General features: G+C 69.7%; 17 protein-coding genes and 1 other RNA gene. 12 read left to right on the top strand and 6 right to left on the bottom strand.

Features of this window, described 5'->3' with window-relative positions; genetic code table 11:
• Window positions 1-21 precede the first annotated feature (21 nt).
• On the top strand, window positions 22-2,280 hold the full coding sequence (locus H8N03_RS10420; protein ID WP_354005102.1) for a sensor histidine kinase: 2,259 nt from the start codon (window positions 22-24) through the stop codon (window positions 2,278-2,280).
• A gap of 63 nt (window positions 2,281-2,343) precedes the next feature.
• On the opposite strand, the gene H8N03_RS10425 is transcribed toward H8N03_RS10420, so the two are convergent.
• Complete coding sequence (locus H8N03_RS10425) at window positions 2,344-2,979, bottom strand: hypothetical protein (RefSeq protein ID WP_187076094.1); 636 nt, start codon at window positions 2,977-2,979, stop codon at window positions 2,344-2,346.
• 170 nt (window positions 2,980-3,149) lie between these two features.
• Window positions 3,150-3,623: a hypothetical protein gene (locus H8N03_RS10430; RefSeq protein WP_187076095.1), complete on the bottom strand. Its 474-nt coding sequence runs from the start codon at window positions 3,621-3,623 to the stop codon at window positions 3,150-3,152.
• A gap of 259 nt (window positions 3,624-3,882) precedes the next feature.
• Here H8N03_RS10430 and H8N03_RS26290 point away from each other — a divergent pair, with 259 nt between their 5' ends.
• Genes H8N03_RS26290 through H8N03_RS10450 form a run of 4 tightly spaced genes read left to right on the top strand, consistent with a single transcriptional unit; the run spans window position 3,883 to window position 5,893 of the window.
• Window positions 3,883-4,209, top strand: coding sequence for an ArsR/SmtB family transcription factor (locus H8N03_RS26290; RefSeq protein ID WP_187076096.1), 327 nt, complete (start codon window positions 3,883-3,885; stop codon window positions 4,207-4,209).
• A gap of 10 nt (window positions 4,210-4,219) precedes the next feature.
• On the top strand, window positions 4,220-4,699 hold the full coding sequence (locus H8N03_RS10440; protein ID WP_187076097.1) for an ArsI/CadI family heavy metal resistance metalloenzyme: 480 nt from the start codon (window positions 4,220-4,222) through the stop codon (window positions 4,697-4,699).
• 10 nt (window positions 4,700-4,709) lie between these two features.
• Window positions 4,710-5,213: an arsenate reductase ArsC gene (locus tag H8N03_RS10445; protein WP_187076098.1), complete on the top strand. Its 504-nt coding sequence runs from the start codon at window positions 4,710-4,712 to the stop codon at window positions 5,211-5,213.
• On the top strand, window positions 5,213-5,893 hold the full coding sequence (locus H8N03_RS10450) for an aquaporin (protein ID WP_187076099.1): 681 nt from the start codon (window positions 5,213-5,215) through the stop codon (window positions 5,891-5,893). Before H8N03_RS10445 ends, H8N03_RS10450 begins: the two co-directional genes overlap by 1 nt.
• 118 nt (window positions 5,894-6,011) lie before the next feature.
• Here H8N03_RS10450 and ffs read toward each other — a convergent pair.
• Window positions 6,012-6,108, bottom strand: an RNA gene (gene ffs / locus H8N03_RS10455) — signal recognition particle sRNA small type.
• Between the two features lie 63 nt (window positions 6,109-6,171).
• Here ffs and dnaX point away from each other — a divergent pair.
• The 7 genes from dnaX (at window position 6,172) to H8N03_RS10490 (ending at window position 12,147) form a co-directional block, all read left to right on the top strand.
• Complete coding sequence (gene dnaX, locus H8N03_RS10460; RefSeq protein ID WP_187076100.1) at window positions 6,172-8,007, top strand: DNA polymerase III subunit gamma/tau; 1,836 nt, start codon at window positions 6,172-6,174, stop codon at window positions 8,005-8,007.
• Between the two features lie 10 nt (window positions 8,008-8,017).
• A complete protein-coding gene (locus H8N03_RS10465) occupies window positions 8,018-8,341 on the top strand; it encodes a YbaB/EbfC family nucleoid-associated protein (RefSeq protein WP_187076101.1) in 324 nt (107 codons plus the stop codon).
• Between the two features lie 3 nt (window positions 8,342-8,344).
• A complete protein-coding gene (recR, locus tag H8N03_RS10470) occupies window positions 8,345-8,938 on the top strand; it encodes a recombination mediator RecR (protein WP_187076102.1) in 594 nt (197 codons plus the stop codon).
• Window positions 8,939-8,941: 3 nt separating this feature from the next.
• Window positions 8,942-9,358, top strand: a complete 417-nt coding sequence (locus tag H8N03_RS10475) for an MAPEG family protein (RefSeq protein ID WP_187076103.1) — start codon at window positions 8,942-8,944, stop codon at window positions 9,356-9,358.
• 110 nt (window positions 9,359-9,468) lie between these two features.
• Window positions 9,469-10,506, top strand: a complete 1,038-nt coding sequence (locus H8N03_RS10480) for an ABC transporter substrate-binding protein (RefSeq protein WP_187076104.1) — start codon at window positions 9,469-9,471, stop codon at window positions 10,504-10,506.
• Window positions 10,503-11,324: an ABC transporter ATP-binding protein gene (locus tag H8N03_RS10485; RefSeq protein ID WP_187076105.1), complete on the top strand. Its 822-nt coding sequence runs from the start codon at window positions 10,503-10,505 to the stop codon at window positions 11,322-11,324. The genes H8N03_RS10480 and H8N03_RS10485 overlap by 4 nt, the downstream gene beginning before the upstream one ends.
• A 1-nt stretch (window position 11,325) precedes the next feature.
• Window positions 11,326-12,147: an ABC transporter permease gene (locus H8N03_RS10490; protein WP_187076106.1), complete on the top strand. Its 822-nt coding sequence runs from the start codon at window positions 11,326-11,328 to the stop codon at window positions 12,145-12,147.
• Window positions 12,148-12,241: 94 nt separating this feature from the next.
• Here the strand turns inward: H8N03_RS10490 and H8N03_RS10495 are convergent, their stop codons facing one another.
• The 3 genes from H8N03_RS10495 to H8N03_RS10505 all read right to left on the bottom strand — a co-directional run bounded on the left by H8N03_RS10495 (window position 12,242) and on the right by H8N03_RS10505 (window position 16,102).
• Window positions 12,242-12,694 (bottom strand): hypothetical protein, encoded by a 453-nt coding sequence (locus H8N03_RS10495; RefSeq protein ID WP_187076107.1) that lies wholly within the window; start codon window positions 12,692-12,694, stop codon window positions 12,242-12,244.
• Window positions 12,695-12,857: 163 nt separating this feature from the next.
• A complete protein-coding gene (locus H8N03_RS10500) occupies window positions 12,858-13,328 on the bottom strand; it encodes a thrombospondin type 3 repeat-containing protein (RefSeq protein WP_187076108.1) in 471 nt (156 codons plus the stop codon).
• Between the two features lie 167 nt (window positions 13,329-13,495).
• Complete coding sequence (locus tag H8N03_RS10505) at window positions 13,496-16,102, bottom strand: spermine/spermidine synthase domain-containing protein (RefSeq protein WP_187076109.1); 2,607 nt, start codon at window positions 16,100-16,102, stop codon at window positions 13,496-13,498.
• Between the last annotated feature and the right edge of the window lie 7 nt (window positions 16,103-16,109).

Raw genomic sequence — 16,109 nt, forward strand, 5'->3', positions numbered from 1 at the left:
CGCAGCGCGGAGGGTCGTCCCGTGAGGCGCCTCGTCGGCGGGACCACGCTGGGCGCCTGGCTGGCGGCCGCGTTCTCGGCCCTCACGGTGCTGCTCACGGTGGTCATGGCGCTGCTGATCGAGCGTGGCGCCAGCCGCGACGTGGCGAGCAGCATCGGCGACAACCTCGCGGTGCTCGCGCACCAGATGTCCAACCGGCTGGACCGCGGCATGTTCGAGCGCCACCGCGAGGTGCAGCTCATGGCCGCGCGGCTGGCGCGCCTGGGCGACGACCAGCTCGTGCAGGTGGAACTGGACGCCGCCAAGAGCAGCTATCGCTACTACCTGTGGATGGGGGTCGCGCGCGACGACGGCGTGGTGATGGCCGCCAGCGACGATGCGCGCGTGGGCGAGAACGTTGCCTCGCAGCCCTGGTTCCTGCAGGCGCTCGCCGGCGCCAACCTGGGCCCGGTGCGCGAGGAGATCCTGCTGCCGCGGCAGCTCTCGCCGGAAGGCCGGGCGCAGCAGTTCTACGACATCGCCTTCCCCTTCAAGGCAGGCGACGGCATGCGCGTGCTGGGCGCGCACGTGTCCTGGGCATGGGCCCGCGACGTGCGGCAGGCCGTGTTCGGCCATGGGCCGCTGACCACCGAGCCGGTGATCGTGGCGGAGGACGGCCGCGTGCTGATGGGACCGGAAGGCCTGGAGGGCAGCATCCTGCGCACGGGCAGCCTGGACGCTGCCCGCGCGGGCCGCAACGGCCACGTCACCGAACGCTGGCCGGACGGCCGCACCTACGTGGTGGGCTACGAATCGACGCAGGGCTTCATGTCCTCTCCGGGCCTGGGCTGGCACGTGCTGGTGCGGCAGGACACGGACGTCGCCTACGAACCGGTGCGCGAGCTGCAGCACCGCGTGGCGGTGGGCGGGGGCCTGCTCGCCGTGCTCTTCTCGTTGCTGGGGTGGCTCGCCGCGCGCAAGATCGCACGTCCGTTGCTGGACCTGGCAGCGTCCGCGCGCCGGCTGGAGCAGGGCGAGGACGCCCAGGTGAAGACCTCCGACGCCTACCGCGAAGTGGAGGTGCTGGGGACCGCGCTCAACTCGCTGCTCGGCACGGTGAAGCAGAAGACGGACGAACTGCATGCGCTGAACGCCGAGCTGGAACAGCGGGTGGAGCAGCGCACGGCGGAACTGAGCGAGGCCTTCGCCCGCGTGCGCGCCAACGAGCAGCGGATCCAGACCATCATCGAGTCGGCCCAGGACCCTTTCATCGCCTTCGACCTGCGCGGGCGCATCACCGACTGGAGCACGCAGGCGGAGATCGTGTTCGGCTGGGGGCGCGAGGAGGTGCTGGGGCGGCGGGCGGGCGAGCTGCTGCTGCCCCGCGGCGTGTCCAGCGACCTGGACCTGGCGCTCGCCACCTATGCGCGCACCGGGCAGGCCGGCTTCCTGAACCGGCCTTTCGAGCGCACGCTGGTGGACCGCCAGGGGCGCGAGATCCCGGTGGAACTGAAGATCGGCCTGGTCTCCACGGGCCGCGAGCGTTTCTTCAGCGCCTTCCTGCACGACATCTCCCAGCGCAAGGAAGTCGAGCGGATGAAGGACGAATTCATCTCCACCGTCTCGCACGAGCTGCGCACGCCGCTCACGGCCATCTACGGTTCGCTGAACCTGCTCGCCTCGGGCATGGCGGGCGAACTGCCGGAAGAGGCGCGCCAGCTGCTCGCGATCTCGCACGAGAGCTCGGAGCGGCTCATCCGCCTGATCAACGACCTGCTGGACCTGGAGAAGATCTCCTCCGGCAAGATCGAGTACCGCATGCAGGCGCAGCCGCTCGCGCCGCTGCTCGAGCAGGCCGTGCGCGACACGCAGGCCTACGCCGACGGCCTGCAGGTGCGCATCGCGCTGGAGGCGCAGGCGCAGCCGCTGGTGCATGCGGACGCCGACCGCATCGTGCAGGTCTGCGTCAACCTGCTGTCGAACGCGGCGAAGTTCTCGCCCACCGGCGGCCAGGTGGAAGTGGTGCTGCAGGAGCGGGAGGGCTGGGCCCGCGTGTGCGTCGCGGACCAGGGCCCCGGCGTCCCGGCGGAATTCCACGACCGGGTGTTCGAGCGCTTCGCCCAGGCCGATGCCTCGGACCGGCGCGCCAAGGGCGGCACGGGGCTGGGGCTGGCCATCTGCCGCAGCATCGTGGAGGCCCACGGCGGCCGCCTGGGCTTCACGAGCGAGCCGGGCGTGCGGACGGAATTCTTCTTCGAGCTGCCGGTGGTGCCGGCGGAGCCGCAGGTGGGATCTTCGTAGGCTGGGTTTCGCCGCAGGCGAACCGTAGGCTGGGTTGCGCGAAGCGCACCCCAGCGTTCGCCCTCAGAACGCCGTCCGGTAGTACACCATCGGCCTTCCATCCTTGCGCTTGATGGTGATGCGCGCACCGCCTTCGAGCTGCAGGCCGACGAAGCCGCGATCGAACGCGAAACCAGCCTTGCGGGGCGGGGCAGCGGACAGGTTCAGCTCCACCCGTGCGCCGTAGACCGGCTGCCGCATCTGGATCATCGTGTACGCGTCGTCCGCACCGCTGAGGCGGCGCCAGGCGGTGACGTCGATGCGCTGGCTCTGCAGTCGCTGCGTCCAGCGCAGGCCCAGGTCCACCGCCGGGCGGGGCTGCAGGCCCATCGGTTGCGCGCCGGCGCCGGGGTTGGCCATGCCGAGCACCGCGCCGAGGCCGTTGCCGTTGGCGTTGAGGGGGGTGACGGAGAAGTCCACGCGCGGTGCCTGGAAGCCGCCGTCCTGCGCGTCGAAGCGGGGCAGCGCGCTCGTCTGCACCTCCACGCGCACGGGCTTGTCCGTTCGTGCCTCGGCGACGAGCACTTCGGCGGACCCCGTGTCCGCATCCTGCGCCTGGATGGCGGGGCACACGACGCAACCGGCCAGGGCGGCGATGCAGCCCAGCGCGGACTTCCAACGACCTTCGGCGTGCTCGCCGGCTCCAGCGACCTTCTCCATGGCTCACCTCCCAGTGATGCGACGCAGTCTAGGTGGCAGGTCCGTAGGAAGTTTGTGGGAGCTGGAGGGTGGATGCTGTAAGAAAAGGAACCTCCAGCGCCGGCGGCGCGGAGGACATCAGGTAGGCGGAAACGCAGCCTGTGCAGGACGGCGGCCGTGCCGTCCCGGGGCTATTCACCGATGTGGTGCCACTTGTTCTCGGGCAGCTTGCGCAGCGCCTCGTAGACCTGGCGCAGCACGCCCTGGGTGGCCGCCCACTGGATGTGTTCGCGCAGGATGGCGCGCTTCTGCAGCGAGGGCACCTGCGACCATTCGGCATGGGTCGCCGGCACCTTGGGCAGGTGCGGGCCGGTGTTCGGGAGGTAGGCGTACAGGCGCTGCCAGATCGCGGGCAACGGGCAGACGCGGTTGTTCTGCCGCACGACGACCAGCACGTCGTCGAGCGTGATGTCCTCGCTGGCCGCGGGATGGTTCGCGCCGACGGCAAGGCCCGTGGGCCGCGTCTTCTCGAAGCCACGCTGCTGCTGGCCCTGCAGGGCCTGGAACATGGCCCAGGAGGTGTCGCTGCTCTTTTCGACGACTTCGACTTCTTCGCGCCCGGCCGGCAGCTGGCCCGGGACGCGGTTCCCCTTCGCGTTGCTCACGGATGGCCCCCAACCTCGTATGTTGTCAAATGTAAGCGGCAATGGCGGGCCGTGTACATCGCCCGGACGGGGGGATGTGCCAAATCCGGCACACTCGTCCGACGCGCGGGGAAGGAAAGGGGAGGGAAGTTGGGGACCGGGCGCACCCCTGGGCGGCCTGGAGTCCCCATCCCCAGGATTCCTCACGCTCGCGCGGCAGGATCGACGTCCACACGGGGAGGACTTTGCGCGGGGACGATATTTCCACTATTATCGAATCGTGGAAGAAAAGGAAGTCATTCGCGCACTGGCGGCTCTCGCGCATCCCGCCCGCCTGCAGGTATTCCGCGCCCTGGTCGTCGTCGGCCAGCAAGGGTTGACGCCGGGCACGATGGCCGAGGCGCTGGCGATGCCCGCCGCGACGCTGTCCTTCCACCTCAAGGAACTGGTCCACGCCGATCTGGTCACGCAGGAGCGCGCCGGTCGGAACATCGTGTACCGCGCCGCCTACGACCGCATGAACGAGGTTCTCGGCTACCTGACGGCGCACTGCTGCCAGGGCGCGGAGTGCCTCGACCCCGCAGCCACGACCTGCAAGACCTGCTGAAGGAGCCACCATGAAGCGTTTCCACGTCCATGTCCACGTCGACGACCTCGCCAGGAACATCGCCTTCTATAGCGCCATGTTCGGCCAGCAGCCCGCCCGCACGGAGCCGGACTACGCCAAGTGGATGCTGGCGGACCCGCCGGTCAACTTCGCCATCTCGACGCGGGGCACCGCGACCGGCGTCGATCACCTCGGCATCCAGGTGGAGACGCCCGGGGAGCTGGCCGCGATGAAGGCCAACGCCATGCAGGCCGACATGGCGCTGCTGGATGAAGGCGAGACCACCTGCTGCTACGCCAGGAGTGACAAGTACTGGATCACGGACCCGCAGGGCATCGCCTGGGAGCAGTTCCAGACGCTGGACGCGATCCCGGTGTTCAGCGAGACGCGCCCGGCGGCGGACGCCGCATGCTGCGCCACCGCGCCGACGGCGACCGTGCAGTTCATGCCGAAGCCCGTCGCGAACACCAGCGGCAAGAGCTGCTGCTGAAGGAAGCGCGATGGCCGCGAAGCCCCTGAACGTGCTGTTCCTCTGCACGCACAACTCGGCGCGCAGCATCCTGGCCGAGGCGCTCCTGAACCACATGGGCGACGGCCGCCTCCGCGCCTTCTCGGCGGGCAGCAGCCCCCGCGACGACCAGCAGCCCAACCCGCTCGCGCTGCAGGTCCTGCAGGAGGCCGGCGTGGCGACCGAGGGGCTTCGCAGCAAGAGCTGGAACGAGTTCGCCCGCCCGGAGGCCCCGGCCATGGATCTGGTCATCACGGTGTGCGACAACGCGGCGGGGGAGGCGTGCCCCTACTGGCCCGGCGCTCCTGCCACGGCGCACTGGCGCTACCCGGACCCCAGCGAGTTCCCGGGCAGCAAGGAGGCGCGGCTCTGGGCCTTCAACGACACCTTGAACGGCATCAGGCGACGCCTGGAGCTGTTCATCGCTGCAAGGCCGGAGACCCTCGACCGGCTGTCCCTGCAAGCCAAGGCCCGCGAGATGGCGAACGTCTTCTGATGCGTCCGCTGCGTCAAGCGCTGGTGGCCGAATTCGTCGGCACGGCGGCGCTCCTGTGCGCCGTGATCGGGTCCGGCATCATGGCCGAGCGCCTGAGCGGCGGGAACGCCGGCGTCGCCTTGCTCGCCAACACACTGGCGACGGTGTTCATCTTGTTCGTCCTGATCGAGACGCTCTGGCCGATCAGCGGCGCGCACTTCAATCCGGTGGTGACGGTCATGCTCACGGTGCGCGGCGACTTCAGGCCGCAGCAGGGGTACGTTGCCGTGGGGATGTTCATCGTGGCCCAGGTCGTCGGCGGCATCGTCGGCGCGTTCCTGGCCAACGCCATGTTCGACATGCCCGTCACCGAGTTCAGCACCAAGGTGCGCTCGGGGTGGGGGCAGTGGATCGGCGAGGCCGTCGCCACGGCAGGGCTGCTGTTCGTGATCTTGCGTGCCCCCGCTGGCCGGGGAAGCCTCATCGTGGCGGCCTTCATCGGCGCGGCGTACTGGTTCACGTCCAGTACCTCGTTCGCCAACCCTGCCGCCGTGGTCGGCAGGATGTTCAGCAACAGCTTCGCAGGCATTGCCCCGACCAGCGCCGGCGCGTTCATGGCCGCAGAGGTGGTGGGAGCCGTGCTGGGGACCTTGCTTGCCGGACGGCTTTGCGACGGCCGTCCGCTGCCTGATCGAACGTGAAGGCCGCCGGCGTGGATCAACGTGGCACCCGAAGTGACACGGCAGGCGGCACAGATGGCCCTGTCTTGGCGACCACGCACTACTAAGTGCTTGATCTACAAGGCTTCTGCGAGAAGAAGTTGACGAGCCTTACCCCCGGCACTGGCTCCACAGTTAGGGCTGCTTGGTTCCCCACCTGACCCGGTTGGCCGCTTCACCATGCGGGGAGGCCCGTCAGGTGAGATTGTAGGCGAGTTGCAAGGCCGAGTTGGCCGGAAGGCCACCTTAGAATCGACGGAATGTCCTATCTCGTGCTCGCCCGGAAGTACCGGCCCAAGACCTTCGCGCAGATGGTCGGCCAGGAGCACGTGGTGCAGGCCCTCACGAATGCCCTGGAGCAGCAGCGGCTGCACCATGCCTACCTCTTCACCGGGACGCGTGGCGTGGGCAAGACCACGGTGTCGCGGATCCTGGCCAAGTCGCTGAACTGCCAGGGGCCGGACGGGCAGGGCGGCATCACCGCCACGCCCTGCGGCGTGTGCCAGGCCTGCATGGACATCGACGCGGGCCGCTTCGTCGACTACACCGAGCTGGACGCCGCTTCCAACCGCGGGGTGGACGAGGTCCAGTCGCTGCTGGAACAGGCGGTCTACAAGCCGGTGCAAGGGCGCTTCAAGGTCTTCATGATCGACGAAGTGCACATGCTCACGGGGCACGCGTTCAACGCGATGCTCAAGACGCTGGAGGAGCCGCCGGAATACCTCAAGTTCGTGCTGGCCACCACCGACCCGCAGAAGGTGCCGGTGACGGTGCTCTCCCGCTGCCTGCAGTTCAACCTGCGGCCGATGGCGCCGGAGACGGTGCAGGAACACCTGGGGCGCGTGCTCGGGGAAGAAGGCGTGCCCGCGGACGCGCAGGCGCTGAAGCTGCTTTCGCGCGCGGCGCGCGGGTCGATGCGCGATGCGCTGTCCCTCACCGACCAGGCGATCGCCTTCGGCGGCGGCCAGCTGCAGGAAGCACCCGTGCGCCAGATGCTCGGGAGCGTGGACCGCAGCCACGTGTTCCGCCTCGTCGAGGCGCTGGCGCGGGGCGATGGCAAGTCGGTGGTCGAGACCTCCGAGGCGCTGCGGGTGCACGGCCTGTCGGCAGGCGCGGCGCTGGAGGAAATGAGCATGGTGCTGCAGCGCATGGCAGTGCTGCAGGCGGTTCCCCAGGCAGCGGACACGGGCGACGAGGAAGCAGCGACGGTCGCGCGGCTCGCGCAGCTGATGCCGGCGGACGAGACGCAGCTGCTTTACAGCATCTGCCTGCATGGACGGCAGGAGCTGGGGCTGGCGCCGGACGAATACGCGGCGTTGACGATGGTGCTGCTGCGACTTCTTGCCTTCAAACCGGGCGCGGCGGAAAAAAAAACTCTGAATGATGGGGGCGCGAACGCTGGGGTGCCTGCGGCAACCCAGCTTACGGTGCCGGCGGCCCAGCCCCCGAAACCCGCCGAGGCGGCTGGTAGGCTGGCGGTGAGCGCAGCGAACCCCAGCGATGCGCCGCAGGCGCAACCCCAACCGCAACCCCGCCCCGCCGCTCCCCCCGGCCACGTCCTCCCCGTCGTCGAACCGCGCCAGGCCCCGCCGCGGGCCACGCCGCCGCAGGCACGCCCGAACAACGACGTGCTCGGCGTCCCCGTGCGCGTGCAGCCCGAACCCCTGCGCGAAGCGCCCTCCGGCGTGCCCACCGTGGTGCCCACCCCCGAGGGCGATTTCTGGCAGGCCACCGTGCAGCAGCTCGTGGAGCGCGAGGCCATCACGGCGCTCGTGCGCGAGCTCGCGCTGCAGGCGCAGCTCGTCGCGCGCGACGAGGGCCACTGGATGCTGCGCGTCGAGCGCGAATCGCTGAACCAGCCGCAGAGCCGCGAGCGCCTGCGCACCGCGCTGCACGCGGCCGGCCACGCCGTCGACCTCTCGGTCGAAGTGGGTCCCATCACCGACAGCCCGGCGCGCCGCAACGCCGTGGCCGCCGCCGAACGCCAGCTCGCGGCCGAACAGATCATCCTGAACGATCCTTTCGTGCAGCAGATGCAGCGTGACTTTGGGGCGAAAATCGTCCCGGGCAGCATCAAACCGATCGCCAAACACTAGAGAGACCACCATGTTCAACAAGGGACAGCTGGCCGGCCTGATGAAGCAGGCCCAGCAGATGCAGGACAACCTGAAGAAGGCGCAGGACGAGCTCGCCACCATCGAGGTGAGCGGCGAGTCCGGCGCCGGCCTCGTGAAGGTCGTGATGACCTGCAAGCACGACGTCAAGCGCGTCACCATCGACCCCAGCCTGCTGGCGGACGACAAGGACATGCTGGAAGACCTCGTGGCCGCCGCCTTCAACGCCGCCGTGCGCAAGGCCGAAGAGACCACGCAGGAAAAGATGGGCAAGCTCACCGCGGGGCTCCCCCCGGGCATGAAGCTGCCGTTCTAAGCATTGGCAGAACCTTCCCTCCAGGCACTGGTCGAGGCGCTGCGGCGCCTCCCCGGGGTGGGTGCCAAGTCCGCCTCGCGCATGGCCTTCCACCTGCTGCAGCACGACCGCGAGGGCGCGCACGTGCTTTCGCGCGCGCTGGAGCAGGCCGCCCGCAACGTGCGCCACTGCAGCGAATGCCACACGTTCACCGAGGACGAGGTGTGCACCACCTGCCGCAGCCCGCAGCGGGACCGCACCAAGCTGTGCGTGGTGGAGACGCCCGCCGACCAGGCGGCACTGGAACGCACGCAGGCCTACAACGGCCTCTATTTCGTGCTGATGGGGAAGCTGAGTCCGCTGGACGGCATCGGCCCGCGCGACATCGGCCTGGGCAAGCTGTTCGCCCGGGCCACCAACGGCGAGGTGCAGGAGGTGATCCTCGCCACCAACTTCACCGCGGAGGGTGAAGCCACGGCGCACGTGATCGCGGAAGCGCTGAAGCAGAAGGGCCTGAAGGTCACGCGCCTCGCGCGCGGCGTGCCGGCAGGCAGTGAACTCGAATACGTCGATCTGGGGACCATCGCGCATGCGCTGGTGGACCGGAGGAGCAGGTAGAACATGAACTACGCCCACATGACGGTGGCGTACTGGTGCGTGCTGGCAGCGGTGCTGCTGCCTTACGGCTGCGCGTACCTCGCGAAGTCCCAGGGGTTCGGCAAGCCGCGCAGCCAGGGCGGCTACGACAACAACGACCCGCGGGCATGGCTCGCCAGGCAGCAGGGCTGGCAGGCGCGCGCGAACGCGGCGCAGGCCAACAGCTTCGAGGCGCTGCCCTTCTTCATCGGCGCCGTGATCATCGCGCACCAGCTGGGCGCAGCGCAGACGCGCCTGGACATCCTCGCGGTGCTCTTCGTGTTCATGCGCATCGTCTACATCGCGCTGTACGTCGGCGGCTTCGGCTTGCCGCGCTCCGCGGTCTGGGGCGCGGCCTTCCTGATCAACATCCTGATCTTCCTCGGCGCGGCCTGGCGCTGAGGTCATTCCCGTTACGTGAAAACCCGCACGGGATCGTCCCGATGCGGCGTTGCAGCACGCGGCCTACCCTCTCGGCATTCCCAGAAGAATGACGAGGTGAGAGGCCTGCCATGACGAGGACAACCCTGAACCGGCGGCGCTTCGCGCTGCTCGCGGCCGCGGCCGTCGCCGCGCCCTCGCTGCGCGCGCAAGGCAAGCCGGAGAAGACCAAGGTTGCGATCGCCGTCGGCGGCAAGGCCGCGTTCTACTACCTTCCCCTGACGATCTCGGAGCAACTGGGCTACTTCAAGGCCGAGGGCCTGGACGTGGAGATCTCCGACTTCGCCGGCGGCGCGAAGGCCCTGCAGGCCCTCATGGGCAATTCGGCGGACGTGGTGAGCGGTGCCTACGAGCACACGATCAACATGCAGTCGAAGAACCAGTTCATCCAGTCCATCGTGCTCATGGGCCGCGCGCCGCAGATCGCGATGGGCGTGTCGGTGAAGGCCGTGCCGGGCTACAAGGGCCTCGCCGACCTGCGCGGCAAGAAGATCGGCGTGTCGGCGCCCGGCTCGTCGACCAACATGGTGTCCAACCTCGTGCTCTCGCGCGCCGGCATCAAGGCGACCGAGGTGAGCTACGTCGGGGTCGGCACGGGCGCGGGCGCGCTCGCGGCGCTGCGCTCCGGCCAGATCGACGCGATGTGCAACACCGACCCGGTGATGACCATGCTCGAACAGAAGGGCGACGTGCGCATCATCAGCGACACGCGCACGCTCAAGGGCACGCACGAGGTCTTCGGCGGCCCCATGCCCGCGGCCTGCTTCTACACGCACTCGGACTTCGTCCGCCAGAACCCCAACACCTGCCAGGCGCTGGCCAACGCCATCGTGCACGGCCTGAAGTGGCTGCAGACGGCCGGGCCGAGCGACATCATCAAGACCGTGCCGGAAAGCTACCTGCTCGGCGACCGCGCGCTCTACCTCGCCTCCTTCAACAAGGTGCGCGAGGCGATCAACATCGACGGCGTGCTGCCCGAGGACGGCGCGAAGACGGCGCTCAAGGCGCTGGCCAGCTTCGAGCCGACGGTGAAGCCCGAGAAGATCGACCTGGCGAAGACCTACACCAACGACTTCGCCCGGCGCGCCAAGGACAAGTTCAAGGCGTGAGTGCGGCGTTGCACGCGCTCGAGCTCCAGGACATCACCGTCACCTTCCGCTCCCGCGAGGAGCGCGATGCGCGCTACACCGCCGTCGCCGCCACCAGCCTGCACGTCGCCGCCGGCGAGTTCGTGTCGGTGGTGGGGCCCACGGGCTGCGGCAAGTCGACGCTGCTGAACATCGCCGCCGGCCTGCTGGAGCCGTCGTCGGGCCACGTGCGCGTCTTCGGCGAGCCGCTCGCGGGCATCAACCGGCGCGCCGGCTACATGTTCCAGTCCGAGGCGCTGATGCCCTGGCGCAGCGCGCTGGACAACGTGATGGTCGGCCTGCAGTACCGCGGCCTGCCCGACGCCGAAGCGCGTGCGCAGGCCGAGGCGTGGCTGGCGCGCGTCGGCCTCGCGGGCTTCGGGGACCGCTATCCGCACCAGCTTTCCGGCGGCATGCGCAAGCGCACCGCGCTCGCGCAGGTGCTCGCGCTGGACCCGGACATCATCCTCATGGACGAACCCTTCAGCGCGCTGGACATCCAGACGCGGCAGCTGATGGAGAACGAGGTGCTGGACCTCTGGGCCGCGAAGAGAAAGGCCGTGCTGTTCATCACGCACGACCTCGACGAGGCGATCGCCATGAGCGACCGCGTCGTGGTGCTGTCGGCCGGGCCGGCCACGCACCCGATCGGCGAATTCACCATCGACCTGCCGCGTCCGCGCGACGTGGCGGAAGTCCGCATGCACCCGCGCTTCGTGGAACTGCACGCGAGCATCTGGGCGGTGCTGCGCGACGAGGTGCTCAAGGGCTACGCGCAGCAGCTGCGCAAGGCGGCCTGAGATGGGCGGGCGCAAGCTGCTGGCGTGGCAGGTCGGCGTGCTCGTCTTCCTGCTGCTGTTCTGGCACCTGGTCTCGCGCAACGAGCAGACCGCGTTCTTCCTGGGCGAGCCGATCAAGGTGGCGGGGCGCATCTGGTCGTGGTTCGTGCCGATCGGGGTCGCGCCCAACGCGCTGTTCCCGGACGGCCTGTCCGGGCGCGCCGACATCTACGTGCACCTGGGCGTGACGCTGCTGGAGACCGTGCTGGCCTTCGTGCTCGGCACGGTGCTGGGCCTCGCGGTGGGCCTGTGGCTCGCGCTCGCGCCCGCGGCCAGCGCGATCATGGATCCCTACATCAAGGCGCTGAACTCCATGCCGCGGGTGATCCTCGCGCCGATCTTCGCGCTGTGGTTCGGGCTGGGCATCTGGAGCAAGGTGGCGCTCGCGGTCACGCTGGTGTTCTTCATCGTCTTCTTCAACGTGTACCAGGGCGTGCGCGAGGTGAGCCCGGTGGTGCTGGCCAACGCGCGCATGCTCGGTGCGAACCGCAAGCAGCTGCTGCGCACGGTCTACCTCCCGAGCGCGACGAGCTGGGTGTTCTCCAGCCTGCACACGTCGGTGGGGCTCGCCTTCGTCGGCGCGGTGGTGGGGGAGTACCTCGGCTCGGCGCGCGGCGTGGGCTACCTGATCCTGCAGGCGGAAGGCACCTTCGACGTGAACACGGTGTTCGCGGGGATCGTGGTGCTGACGGCTTTCGCGCTGGCGCTGGATGGAATGGTGGGGAAGATCGAGCGGCGGCTGATGAAGTGGCAGCCGCGGCTGGGGGAGACGGAGAAGCTTTAGCCCATGTCATCCCGGCTTCGCGCCGGGATCCACAGGGCGCCTCCACGGGACGCCCTATGGATTGCGGGTCAAGCCCGCGATGACATGCTCCTCATCACGACCGGCGCGGGTCGTTCGGGAACTGGTCGCGCGCGTTCACCACGCGGTCGCCGTCGCGGTCCCGGTCGGAGCGGTCGGCGATGCCGTCGCCGTCCATGTCGTGGCCGCGGACGATGCGGGTGCGGTTGAACACGTTCGGCTGCGGGTCGCTCTTGTTGGCGAAACCGTCGCCGTCACGATCGTTGTCGCGGCGGTTCGGGATGCCGTCGCGGTCGAGGTCGCCGTTGGGGCCGAAGCGGTCCACGCGGGCCACGCGGCGCACGTCGCGCACGTTCGGGTGCGGATCGCGGGCGTTCACGATGCCGTCGCCGTCACGGTCCCTGTCGTAGCGGTTCTGGATGCCGTCGCGGTCCAGGTCCTGGCGCGGACCCGTCTGCGCGTGGGCGGCGGTCCCGAGGGCCATCAGGGAAGCGACGAATGCGGCGCTGAATGCGAGCTTGTTTTTCATGTTGCACCTCTGCAAGTGAAGATGCTTCGATGATGGGCAGAAAGCCGCGCCGGTACCATCGGAGCGGCCCTGTCAAGCAGGTCGGACCGTGCCTCACACGAAGGTATGACATCCGAAAGAAAAAGGGGCCCGTGCGGGCCCCTGTGGCTCAACGTGTGCCGGCTCAGCTGCGGCGCGGGTTGTAGGGAGAGCGGTCGCGGCCGTTGCGGATGCCGTCGCCGTCGATGTCCTTGTCGTAGCGGTTGGCGATGCCGTCGCGGTCGAAGTCGGCGTCGGGCGCCATGCGGGCTTCGCGGCGCTCTTCGCGACGCTCGGCGCGTTCGGCCATGCGCTGTTCCCAGTTGTTGCCCACCAGCACCCAGCTGCCGTCGCCTCGCTGCACCCAGCGCGCTTCGCGGTACTCGTAGCCGGGACGCTCGCGCATCCACTGGCCTTCGACCCAGGCGTACTCGCCGCGGCGCCACTCGTAGTGGCCGGGGGCCCACACCCAGCCGGCGCGCGGGGCGGGCACGACCTCGTGGCGCGGCGCCGGCGGCGCGGTGGAGACGATGGCGGTGTACTGCGCCTGTGCGGCGGCACCGAAGCCCATGAGGGCGGCGGCGAAAGCGGCGCCCAGCAGAGTCTTGTTTCGCATTGCTTTTACTCCTGAGGATTCAATGACCCGACTGTCGGGCCTGCTGCGCGCCGCAAGCATCAGTGCGCGGCGGCAGTGATCGTCGGAGTCGTCCTGCACCAGGACGCGTGGCGTGCAAGTCTTGACAGGCCTGGAAGCGCCTGCCGGGCAGTCTCCGGCAGGCCCGTTCAGTACCGCACCTTGAACTCGGTCGACATGTTGTCGTCCGTGATGAGCCACAGGTCGCGCCGCGCGAGCAACGGGTCGCGGACGTCCGGCAGCGGCGTGGCGGCGAGCGTCTCCAGCACCTCGGTCGCCGCCGGAGAGCGCGCGAACACCGGGCGCCCATCGGCGCCCCGGAACCGCAGGAGCCGCTCCCTGCGTTGCGGTGCCGTCGTCGCCAGGGGCGCGTCGCTGGCCGCCACGAAGCCCTGGTAGCGGCTCACGTGCCGGAAGACGTGGGCCGCCGTGTGGGCGACGTGGTCGTACCCCAGCGCGTTGTAGTAGACGATGCCGCCGGGATTCAGGTGGCTGCGCGCGAGCTCGAGGAACTCGCGGGACAGCAGGTTGGTCATGTTCGCGCGCCACGGGAAGCTCGTGTTCATCAGGATGAAGTCGAACTTCTCCTCCGGGTGGTGCTTCAGCCAGCGGCGGCCGTCGTCGAGGAGGATGCGGATGCGCGGGTCGTCCAGCACCGGCGCCACCTCCGGGTAGCGGCGCACCAGCTGCGGGTAGCCGCGCCCGATCTCCACGACCACGATCTCCTGCACGGGTTCGTAGCTGGAGAACACCCGCGTCCACGAGCCGGTGCTCAGGCCGATCTCCAGCACGCGCCGGGGCGCCGGATGCAGCGCCGCGCCGAGGTAGGCGCGCTCGATCCCGTTGCCGCCGACGACGGGGTCGGTGTTGAACCGCCCGTCGAAGATGCCGTGGCCGTACATGATGTCGGGCCGGCTCGGCTCGACGGCGATGATCGCGCTGCGGTCCTCCAGCACGTGCCGGAAGGCGGGGTTGCCGGCGCTCGCGTACAGCAGGCGTTCGAGCGAGCCGGCGGCGAGGGGCGGGTGCAGCACGACCGCGCCTGCCAGGGCCGCGACCGCGAGCGCCTGCAGGCCGCGCGGTGCCTGCAGCACCAGGCGTCCGCCGACGAATGCCGCGAGCGCCAGCGTCAGCACCGCGAGCAGCGCCATGTTGTCCGCCAGCGAGAGGCGATCGAGCAGCACGAAGCCGGTGAGCAAGGGGCCGAGCGCCGCCCCGACGATGTTGGCGAAATAGAGCCAGGTGACCGGGCCGGCGGCATCGCTGCGGCGGTCGCGCGTGCCCAGGTGCACCAGGGTCGGGAACACGGCGCCGCACCAGAAGGCCACCGCGCCTGCGGCGGCATACGCCAGCAGCAGCCCGGGACCCTTGCCCGCAAGCGCGGTGGTCCAGCTCGTGACGGGCAGGGTCAGCCAGGTGACGGCTGCCGCCAGCAGGAGGCTGCGCACGAGGGCACGGCGGGCCGAGCGGTCGTCCGGCTGCCGGGCGTGGGTGCGCAGCGATCCCCAGCCGATGCCCGCCAGATAGACGGCCAGCAGCATGCCGAACACCTCCGGCCGGCTCGCCGTCATGAACCCGAGCAGCCGGAACCACAGGATCTCCAGGCTCAGCGAGATGTAGCCCACGGCAGCGAGGGCGGCCAGCGCGAGCGGGTAGGGCAGCCTCCACGCGGAGGCCGTGGCCTCCGCACGCTCTTCCTGCGCCGGTGCCGCAGCCGGCGTCGCGGCGGTGCCGAGGTGCCGGCTCGCCCGGTACACGAGGAAGGCCGTGCCCAGGTTGCACAGCACCGCGATGGCGATGCTCGCGCGCAAGCCGAACAGGACGAACAGCACCTGCACGGTGGCGAAGGACGCGATCGCGGAGCCGAAGGTGTTCAACGCGTAGAGCAGGGACACCGTGCGGCCGATGTCGCGGAAGGACTTCTGCAGGTGCGCAATCAGCACGGGCAGCGTCGCGCCCATCAGCAAGGTCGGCAACGCCAGCACGGCATACACGCGGGCCACGAGTCCCGCCATGGTGGGCTCCGTTGCCGGACTGGCCGCGTGGATGAGGGCGGCCCCGAAAGCACCATAGAGGCCGATGCCGCATTCGATGGCGATGAAGATGTGCAGCAGGCGGTCCGGGAAGCGCTTCTGCAGCCATCCGCCTGCGAGGGCACCGACCCCCAGCCCGAACATGAAGACCGAGACGATGGCCGTCACCGACTCGCTGTTGACGCCGAACTCCGTGAACAGGATGCGCTGCCAGGCGACCTGGTAGATCAGCGCCGCGAAGCCGGAGAGGAGGAAGAGGCTCGCGAGGTAGTGCTCCGACCGCATCAGCGCGGCGCGCTCGCGCTTTTCCAGCAGCACTCCCAGCAGGCCGGCCTGCAGCAGCACCTGCAGCGCCAGCGTCGCCAGGGTCAGCGCGGTACTTGCGTGGCCGGACGCGGCGATCGCCGCCGCCGGCACCCACACCAGGCCCGTCCAGGGTGCGTGCTTGCGATGGCGCGAGGCCACGCCGGGCGGCACGAGCGGCACCAGGGTGTTCGCGCAGGCGCGTTCCAGCGCCCACAGCAGCAGCGGCAGCACCAGCATGTGCAGCACGCCTTCGACGAGCATCGTGGAGGGCGCACCTGCCGCGACCCACGGCTGCAGCCAGCCCGCACCCGCGTACGCGCACCCGTAGACAAGGCCCGCGCCCGCGGCGGCGACCGGCCTGCCCCAGGAACCGGCCTGGCCTGGCGCTGCGAGCGGCGCGGCTCCGGTGTCCTGCATCAAGGGG

Origin of the sequence: Ramlibacter cellulosilyticus (genome assembly GCF_014297465.1) — a bacterium.
Taxonomy (GTDB): domain Bacteria; phylum Pseudomonadota; class Gammaproteobacteria; order Burkholderiales; family Burkholderiaceae_C; genus Ramlibacter; species Ramlibacter cellulosilyticus.